Source organism: uncultured Aquincola sp. (assembly GCF_964001545.1).
Taxonomy (GTDB): domain Bacteria; phylum Pseudomonadota; class Gammaproteobacteria; order Burkholderiales; family Burkholderiaceae_C; genus Aquincola.
Map to the genome: position 1 here is coordinate 1 of NZ_CAXFDV010000765.1, position 2,201 is coordinate 2,201.

Consider the following 2,201-nt stretch of genomic DNA (forward strand, 5'->3'; position numbering starts at 1 on the left):
AGCATCGACGTCGGGCAGATCATGTTCGGCCAGACGGTCACCGCCTCGGGCGACACCATGCGCCAGCATGCGCAGTCGGGCTTTGCGCATCCGCGCAAGTGGATCGGCGCCGACATCGAATGCGAAGCCGGCTGCGGCGTGGTGCCCTTCCGCTACCGCGAGCAGAGCTACGTCAATGCGCTGCAATGGGTCATCGGGCTGGAGATCTTCTTGCTGGTCAAAGACCCGTGGCGGGTGGTGCTGACCACCGACCACCCCAACGGCGGCCCCTTCACCAGCTACCCGCACCTGATCAAGATGTTGATGGACCGCAGCTTCCGCGAAGAGCAACTGGCCAGGCTGCACCCCGACGTGGCTTCGCAGGCCGCGCTCAAGGGCATCACGCGCGAGCTGACGCTGAACGAGATCGCCATCATGACCCGCGCCGCACCGGCCCGGTTGCTGGGCCTGAAGGACCGCGGCCACCTGGGCCTGGGCGCGGCGGCCGACATCGCGGTGTACCGGGACGAGCCCGACCGCGAAAAGATGTTCGCCCAGCCCGAATGGGTGTTCAAGGACGGCGTGGCCGTGGCCCGGCGCGGCCAGGTGCTGGCCGTGCCCACCGGCGGCACCTACTTCGTCGAGCCTGAGTACGACCGCGGCATCGAAAAAACCCTGCGCCGCCACTTCGACCGCCTGGGCTCGGTGCCCTTCGATGCCGCGGCCATCAGCCACGACGAGCTGTGCAGCTGCTGCAACGGCGGCCGGTTGCTGCCGGTGGCCTGCTTCCAGGCGGAGGGCGGCGGATGACCGCGCAGCACAACGGCGTCGTCATCGACGACAGCTTCGCCGAGGCCTTTCCGATGAAGGCCACGCGCATCCTGATCACCGCGCACAACGCCACCTGGGCGATGAACGCGGCGGTGAGTGCCACCGGCTTTGCCACCTCGGTGATCGCCTGCGGCTGCGAGGCCGGCATCGAGCGCACGCTGGGCCCCGATGAAACGCCCGACGGCCGGCCGGGTGTGAGCGTGCTCATCTTCTCGATGAGCGGCAAGGAACTGGCCAAGCAGATCGAGCGGCGCGTGGGCCAATGCGTGCTCACCTGCCCCACCACCGCGGTGTATGCCGGCATCTCTGAAGGCGAGGCCGTGGCCCTGGGCCGCAACCTGCGCTTCTTCGGCGATGGCTGGCAGATCTCCAAGGTGATCGACGGCGTGCGCTACTGGCGCGTGCCCGTGATGGACGGCGAGTTCGTGGCCCAGGAAACCACGGCGGTGACCAAGGCCGTGGGCGGCGGCAACCTGCTGTTCATGGCCACGGATGTGGACGCGGCGCTGGCCGTGTCCGAAGCCGCGGTGGCCGCGATGAAGCGCCTGCCCAACGTGGTGATGCCGTTTCCGGGCGGCGTGGTGCGTTCGGGCTCCAAGGTGGGCAGCAAGTACGCCAGCCTCAGCGCCTCCACCAACGACGCCTACTGCCCCACGCTGTACGGCCTGGTCGACAAGACCCAGATCACGCCCGACACCCGCTGCGTGATGGAGGTGGTGATCGACGGCCTGACCGAAGCCGACGTGGCCGCGGCGATGAAGGCCGGCATCCAGGCCGGCATCGGCATCGGCCGCGCGGGCGGCCTGGTGCGCATCGGCGCCGGCAACTACGGTGGCAAGCTGGGGCCCTTTCACTTCCATCTGCACAAGTTGCTGCCATGACCGCGGTGCGCATCGACCTCACCCTGCGCCAGGCGCCGTCGCTGCGTGTGGACCTGCGCGGGCTGCTGCCGGCCACGTTGGCCGACCTGACGGTGGCGCAGATCGAGCAGTTGCCCTTTGGCCACGGCAACCACAGCGTGCCGCTGGCCGAGTGGTTCAGCGTGCAGCGGCACGACACCGACGGCGACCAGCCGGCGCTGCGCCTGGTGGGCGACTGCAGCCGCTTCGACCGTATCGGCACCGGCTTGGCCGCCGGCAGCCTGGTGGTCGAAGGCCCGGCCGGCGACTACGTGGGCGCCGGCATGACGGGCGGTGAACTCCTGGTGCACGGCGACGCCGGCCTGCTGGCCGCCTGCGAGATGGCCGGTGGCCGGCTGCAGGTGCAGGGCAGCGTGGGCGACTGGGCCGCATCGGCGCTGCCCGGCAACCTCGACGGCATGCGCGGCGGCAGCTTCATCGTGGGTGGCGATGCGGGCCAGCGCTTCGGCGACCGCATGCGCCGCGGCACGG

At 70.0% G+C, this 2,201-nt stretch carries 3 protein-coding genes; all 3 read left to right on the top strand.

All coding sequences use genetic code 11. The annotated features are described in order from the left end of the window. Positions 1 to 789, top strand: a 789-nt coding sequence (locus ABNT58_RS26770; RefSeq protein WP_348756421.1) for an amidohydrolase family protein, incomplete at its 5' end; no start/stop codon positions are given. Further along, positions 786 to 1,691 carry a formylmethanofuran--tetrahydromethanopterin N-formyltransferase gene (fhcD, locus tag ABNT58_RS26775; protein ID WP_348756422.1) on the top strand — a complete coding sequence of 302 codons (906 nt, stop codon included), beginning with the start codon at positions 786 to 788 and terminating at the stop codon, positions 1,689 to 1,691. The genes ABNT58_RS26770 and fhcD, both read left to right, overlap by 4 nt. Beyond that, a partial coding sequence (locus ABNT58_RS26780) for a formylmethanofuran dehydrogenase subunit C (RefSeq protein ID WP_348756423.1) occupies positions 1,688 to 2,201 on the top strand: 514 nt, incomplete at its 3' end. The genes fhcD and ABNT58_RS26780, both read left to right, overlap by 4 nt.

What these genes read in the sequence shown, in the direction of transcription:
- fhcD (WP_348756422.1), top strand. Translation starts at nt 786, where the DNA reads ATGACCGCGCAGCACAACGGCGTCGTCATCGACGACAGCTTCGCCGAG.